This window comes from Kitasatospora sp. NPDC007106, assembly GCF_040634455.1.
In the GTDB taxonomy this organism is placed as follows: Bacteria; Actinomycetota; Actinomycetes; order Streptomycetales; family Streptomycetaceae; genus Kitasatospora; species Kitasatospora arboriphila.
This window is the reverse complement of the sequence record NZ_JBEYFP010000374.1, coordinates 1-5840: the sequence shown is the minus strand read 5'-3', so window position 1 is coordinate 5840 and position 5840 is coordinate 1. Positions and strand designations below refer to the sequence as shown.

Below are 5840 nucleotides of genomic sequence, written 5' to 3'. Positions count from 1 at the left end.
CCGAGCAGCAGGCCCCGGCGCCGCAGGACCCGATCGCGATCGTCCGCACCCGGGGTTACGTGACCATCCTGGTGCTGTCGGCGCTGCTCGGCGTGCCGATCTCGGCCGGCGCGTTCGGCTTCCTCGCCCTCGTCTCCGAACTGCAGTCGCTGGTCTTCGACGACCTGCCGAAGGGGCTCGGCTTCGACGGCACACCGGACTGGTGGGCCGTGCCGCCGCTCGCCGTGGCGGGCGTGCTGGTCGCGCTGACCATCCGTTACCTGCCGGGCGGCGGCGGCCACAAGCCGGCCGAGGGACTGAAGACCGGCGGCACGCCCTCCGTCGCGGCGGTGCCCGGGGTGGCGCTCGCCGCGATCGCCTCGCTCTCCCTCGGCGTGGTGCTCGGCCCGGAGGCCCCGCTGATCGCGCTCGGCGGCGGCATCGCGGTCGGGGCGATCAAACTGCTGAAGCGCGACGCCCCGCCCACCGCGGTGAGCGTGCTCGGCGCGGCCGGCAGCTTCGCGGCGATCAGCGAACTGCTCGGCTCGCCGCTGGTCGGCGCCTTCCTGCTGATGGAGGCCTCCGGGCTGGCCGGGCCGATGCTCGGGGTGGTGCTGGTGCCCGGGCTGCTCGCCGCCGGCATCGGCTCGCTGATCTTCACCGGCCTCGGCCACTGGACGGGGCTCGGCACCTACTCGCTGACGCTGCACCAGGTGCCGCCGGCCGACCGGCCCTCGCTCTCCGAGTTCGGCTGGGCGCTGCTGGTCGGTGCGGCCGCGGCGCTGCTCGGCGAGGGGATCCGCCGCTCCGCGCTACGGCTCCAGCCGGTGGTGGAGCGGCGGCGGCTGCCGCTCACCGTGCTGATGGGCGTGCTGGTCGGCGTGGTCGCCCTGGTGTACGCGGCGATCAGCGACAAGCCGATCTCCGACGTGCTCTACTCCGGCGAGAACACCATCGGACCGCTGCTCGCCGACAACTCCTCCTACACGGCGGGCGTCCTGGTGCTGCTGGTGGTCTGCAAGGCGCTCGCGTACGCGCTGTCGCTCAGCGCCTTCCGCGGCGGTCCGGTCTTCCCCGCGGTGTTCCTCGGCGGGGCGGGCGGCATGGCCCTGGCCCACCTGCCCGGGGTGGACACCACCACCGCGTTCGCGATGGGCGTCGGGGCGATGAGCGTGGCGATGCTGAAACTGCCGATGACCTCCGTGTTGCTGGCCACCCTGCTGCTCGGCACGGAGAGCCTCACCGTGATGCCGCTGGTGATCGTCGCGGTGGTGGTCTCCTACGTGGGGACGCTGCGGCTGGCCCGGAGGACCGCCGCACCGGCACCCCCCGCCCCCGGGCCCGCCGCCTAGGAAGCGGTTTCGAAGGGCGCGCCGGTCCGCACCGTGGCCCGCATCCGGATCGCGCAGTTCTCCCCCGGCCTTCGGCCGGGAGGTGCCCCCACGCGCCCCCATGCGGTTCCCCGCGCCCCCATGAGGCATCCGTGTGCCTTCGAAGGCAGGCCCCGGGCGGGGCGCGGGGAACCCGGTGGAAGGCGTCAGGCCGCGGCGCGCTCCGCGGCGGCCAGGCGGACGCAGACGGCGACGCCCTCCATCGCGGAGCGCACCTCGTCCACCGACGGGAAGGACGGGGCCAGCCGGATCTGGCTGTCGCGCGGGTCGTTGCCGCCGGGGAAGGCCGCACCCGCCGGGGTCAGCGCGATGCCGGCCTCCTTGGCGAGGCGTACGACCTCGGAGGCGCAGCCCTCCGGGACCTCCAGGCTGACGAAGTAGCCGCCGAGCGGCCGCGTCCAGGTGGCGATGCCGAGCGGGCCGAGCTCGCGCTCCAGCACCTCGTACACGGCGGCGAAGCGGGGCTCCAGCAGCTCCCGGTGGCGCTCCATGTGGGTCTCCACCGCGGCGGCGTCGGTGAAGAAGCGGGCGTGCCGCAGCTGGTTCACCTTGTCCGGGCCGATGGTCTGGGCGGCGGCGAGCCGGGCGTACCAGGCCATGTTGGCGGGCGAGGAGCCGAGGAAGGCCACGCCCGCACCGGCCGCGGTGATCTTGGAGGTGGAGGCGAAGACGAACGCCCGGTCCGGGTGGCCGGCCTCCTCGCAGGCGGCCAGCACCGGCAGCAGCGGGGTGCGGTCGTCCGTCAGGTGGTGCACCGCGTAGGCGTTGTCCCAGAACAGCCGGAAGTCGGGCGCGGCGGTCGGCATCGCGGCCAGCCGGCGGACGGTCTCGTCGCTGTAGCTCTCGCCGCTGGGGTTGCTGTACTTGGGCACGCACCACATGCCCTTGATCCGCGGGTCGGCCGCGACGAGCTCCTCGACCACGTCCATGTCCGGGCCCTCGCCGGTCAGCGGGACGGGCACCATGGTGATGCCGAAGCGGTCGCAGATCGTGAAGTGCCGGTCGTAGCCGGGCACCGGGCACAGGAAGCGGACCTCGTCCTCGTCCGCCCAGCGCTGCTTGGCGCCCGGCAGGACGGCGAGCATGGCGTGCGCGACCACGTCGTGCATCACCGTGAGGCTGGCGTTGCCGCAGGCGAACAGCTGGTCGGCGGGGACGTCGAGCAGCCCGGCGAAGACCGCGCGGAGCTCGGCCAGGCCCTGCAGACCGCCGTAGTTGCGGCAGTCGGTGCCGTCCGCGGCGCGCACGTCGCCCGGCTGCAGGATCGTCAGCAGCGCGTCCGAGAGGTCGAGCTGCTCCGGCGAGGGCTTGCCGCGGGTGAGGTCGAGGCTGAGGCCGCGGGTGCGGAGCTGCTCGTAGGCGGCCCGGGCGGCGGCGAGTTCCGCCCCCTGCTCCGGACCGGCCGACGTGGTGGTGGACGGCTGTGACACGAGGTTTCCCTCCGGTGTGGGTGCGGTTCTACCGGCGCTGCCGGGGCACTGCTGCGCCGACAATCTACCAATCCGCGGGGGCCGCCCGGTCGGCCGCCGCGGGTCCGGGCAGCCGCGCGGTGACCCGCTTGGCGCCCAGCAGGACGCGGTAGCGCTCCCGGGCGGCGAAGTCGGCGAGGGTCCACAGCGCGGGACGGCCGACCTCGGCGCACAGGTGGAGCACGGTCTCCCCGCCGGCGTGCACGCCGACGTGCGCGCCCCAGGGATCCTCGTCCCGGCCGAAGAAGAGCAGGTCGAGCGCGTTCGGCTCGGCCACCCGGACGGTGCTCGCGGTGTCCTCCCACAGCTCGCTGGAGCGCAGCGCGGGCACCAGCAGCCCGGACCGTGCGAGCATGGCCCGGGCGAACAGCTGGCAGTTGGCACCGTGTTCGAGGCCGGGGCGCTCGGCGACCGCGCGCGAGCCGGGGAAGCGCGCCCCGGCGTACGGCACCTGCCAGAAGCCGGCGGGCAACTGCCCGACGAAGTCGGCGACGGTCACCGGCGGCCCCGCAGCCAGTCGGCGAAGGCCTGCAGGGCCGGCTCCGGGTTGCTGCGGCCGACGCCGATCCGGAAGCGGTCGGCGGGGGTGTCGGTGAGCTCGGAGCGGTAGATGCCGGACGGCAGCAGCAGCACGCCGGCCTCCTCGACCAGCCGGGTGCAGAACGCCTCGACGCCGTCCGCGCCGAGGTAGCGCGGGTAGGCGACGCAGCCGCCGTCGGGGGCGCGCCACTCGAAGAGGTCCGGGAACTCGGCGAAGAAGGCGTCGAAGAGCGGCAGGTTGGCGGCGATGATGCCGCGGTTGCGCTGCAGGATGCCGGCCCGGCCCTTGATCGCGATCCGGGCGAGGACCTCGCTGGGGGCGGCGTTGCAGATGGTGGTGTAGTGCTTGGCCCGCTCCAGGCGGCTGCGCACCGCGCGGTCACGGCAGGCGATCCAGCCGATCCGCAGGCCGGGCAGGCCGAGCGACTTGGAGGTGACGTTGAGCGAGAGGGCGCTCGGCGCGAGGTCGGCGGCCTGCGGCAGGATCCGGGCCGGGTCGCGCTCCAGGCCGCGGTAGACCTCGTCGCTGAACAGGTGGATCCCGCGCTCCTCGCAGAGCGCGGCGAGCGCGGTGAACTCGGCCCGGTCGATCACCTTGCCGGTCGGGTTGTGCGGGAAGTTCACCGACACCACCTTGGTGGTGGGGCGCAGCGCGGCGGTGACGGCGTCGAGGTCGAGCGCCCAGTCCTGCTTCTCGTCCAGGGCGACCCCGGTGACCTCGCAGAGGGCGAGCGGGACGGTCTCGGCGGACTGGTAGTTGGGGGTGACGACCACGGCGTGGTCGCCGCGGTCGAGCAGCGCCTGCATGGCGATGTACAGGCCCTCCTCGGCGCCGGCGAAGCAGACCACGTCGTCGGCGCCAACGGTCTCGTACATCCCGGCGATCGCCTCGCGCAGTCCGGGGTCGCCGAAGGTCTCGGTGTAGCCGAGGGCGAGCTCCTCCCAGGCCCGGCGGTCGTCGGCGTCGGCGAGGCCGAGGAGTTCGGCCATCGTCATGGTCTGCGCGTCGGAGGCGGTGAGGTGGTGGCGGGCGGTGAACTCCCAGCGGGAGAAGTAGGTCTCCAGGCGGAAGTCGGGCAGGCGGGTCATCGGGGGCTCCGGGGGTCTTTGAGGTCGGCGAGCAGCGCGTAGACGGTGGAGCGCGAGGCCTTGAGGGCGGTGGCGACGACGGGGACGGCACGGCGGACGGAGAACACGCCGGCCCGGTCGAGGTCGGCGAGCACCTCCATGCGCTCGGCGCGGCCGAAGCGTTCGACCGCGCGGCCGCGTTCGCGGACGTGGGTGCCGACGATCTCCTGGATGCGTTCCGTCCAGTCCTGTTCGAACAGTGCCTCGGGCCGTTCCACGGTCGGGGCGGCGAACCGGCTGAGCACGGCGGCGGCCTGGTCGAGCGGGGTGCGGTCGAGGTTGACGCAGAGCACCGCGGACGGGCGGCCGTCCTCGGCGCGGAGCACCGCGCTCACCGAGGAGAGCCGCCGACCGTCGGCGAGCAGCTTCTCGTAGGGGCCGAAGACGTCCTGGGCGGCGGGCTCCAGCCGGTCCAGTTCGCCGAGCAGCGAGGGGTCGCCGGGGGCCCGGCCGGCGTGCGGGTTCCAGATGGCGAGCACCCGGTCCCGTTCGGCGTCGTGCAGCACGACCTCGGCGTAGGGGCCGAGCAGCAGGGCCACGGCCTGGCACACCGGGCCCCAGAGCCGGACCCGCGGGTCGGTTTCGCGCGTCTCCATGCTCTGGACTATACGTCCGATCTGGACAGAAATTCCAGACGCAATGCCGGGACGGACGGATTCAGGTCCTGTGGGCGACCGCGAGGACCGCCATGTCGTCGTCCCGCGGGCCGCCCGTCCACCGCCGGACGTCCAGCACCAGCGCGTCGATCAGCCCCTGCGGCCGGTCGAACGGACCGAGCGGCGCCAGCCGCGCCGCCGGGTCGTAGAACTCCCCCGCGCCGTCCCGGGCCTCCGTCACCCCGTCGGTGACCAGCAGCAGGGTGTCGCCCGGCGCGAACGGCCAGGCGTCCGGCGCGGACCGCGGCACCCCCAGGCCGCCCATGCCGAGCGGCAGACCGGGGTCGCGCGCCGCCAGCAGATCGACGGCCCCGCCGTCCGCGGGCAGCCGGTACGGCCCGGGGTGACCGCAGTTCAACAGCCGCAGGCCGCCGTCCACCCCGTCGACCTCGCCCAGCAGCGCGGTGACGAAGCCCTCCGTCCGGACCTCCTCGTCGCTCCCCGCACTCTCCCGGGCCAGCGAGTGCTCCAGGGCGTCGGCCAGCGCCTGCAGGTCCGGCGCCCGGTCGGCGTTCTCCCGGAAGGCCCCCAGCAGGACCGACACCGCGGCCACCGCCCGCAGCCCCTTGCCCCGCACGTCCGCGATCAGCAGCCGCACCCCGAACGGGGACTCCTGGACGGCATAGGCGTCCCCGCCGATCAGCGCCTCCGTCTGCGCCGCCCGGTAGCAGGCCGCC

The 5840-nt window shown here is 74.5% G+C and carries 6 protein-coding genes; 1 reads left to right on the top strand and 5 read right to left on the bottom strand.

The window, feature by feature from the left end; translation table 11 throughout:
- The first annotated feature begins 32 nt into the window (after positions 1 to 32).
- Entirely contained in the window at positions 33 to 1331 is a 1299-nt protein-coding gene (locus tag ABZ641_RS23765) for a chloride channel protein (RefSeq protein WP_359984677.1), read from the top strand.
- Between the two features lie 185 nt (positions 1332 to 1516).
- Here ABZ641_RS23765 and ABZ641_RS23760 read toward each other — a convergent pair whose 3' ends face one another.
- The 5 genes from ABZ641_RS23760 to ABZ641_RS23740 all read right to left on the bottom strand — a co-directional run.
- Complete coding sequence (locus tag ABZ641_RS23760; protein ID WP_344624757.1) at positions 1517 to 2800, bottom strand: aminotransferase class I/II-fold pyridoxal phosphate-dependent enzyme; 1284 nt, start codon at positions 2798 to 2800, stop codon at positions 1517 to 1519.
- Positions 2801 to 2864: 64 nt separating this feature from the next.
- The gene (locus ABZ641_RS23755) at positions 2865 to 3338 is read right to left on the bottom strand and encodes a hydrolase (RefSeq protein ID WP_359984674.1); all 474 of its coding nucleotides are present in this window, start codon (positions 3336 to 3338) and stop codon (positions 2865 to 2867) included.
- Complete coding sequence (locus ABZ641_RS23750) at positions 3335 to 4468, bottom strand: pyridoxal phosphate-dependent aminotransferase (protein WP_359984672.1); 1134 nt, start codon at positions 4466 to 4468, stop codon at positions 3335 to 3337. Before ABZ641_RS23750 ends, ABZ641_RS23755 begins: the two co-directional genes overlap by 4 nt.
- A complete protein-coding gene (locus ABZ641_RS23745) occupies positions 4465 to 5103 on the bottom strand; it encodes a PAS domain-containing protein (RefSeq protein ID WP_344624760.1) in 639 nt (212 codons plus the stop codon). The genes ABZ641_RS23750 and ABZ641_RS23745 overlap by 4 nt, the downstream gene beginning before the upstream one ends.
- Positions 5104 to 5164: 61 nt before the next feature.
- Positions 5165 to 5840 (bottom strand): PP2C family protein-serine/threonine phosphatase (locus tag ABZ641_RS23740; protein WP_359984669.1); only part of this gene is annotated, 676 nt, incomplete at its 5' end.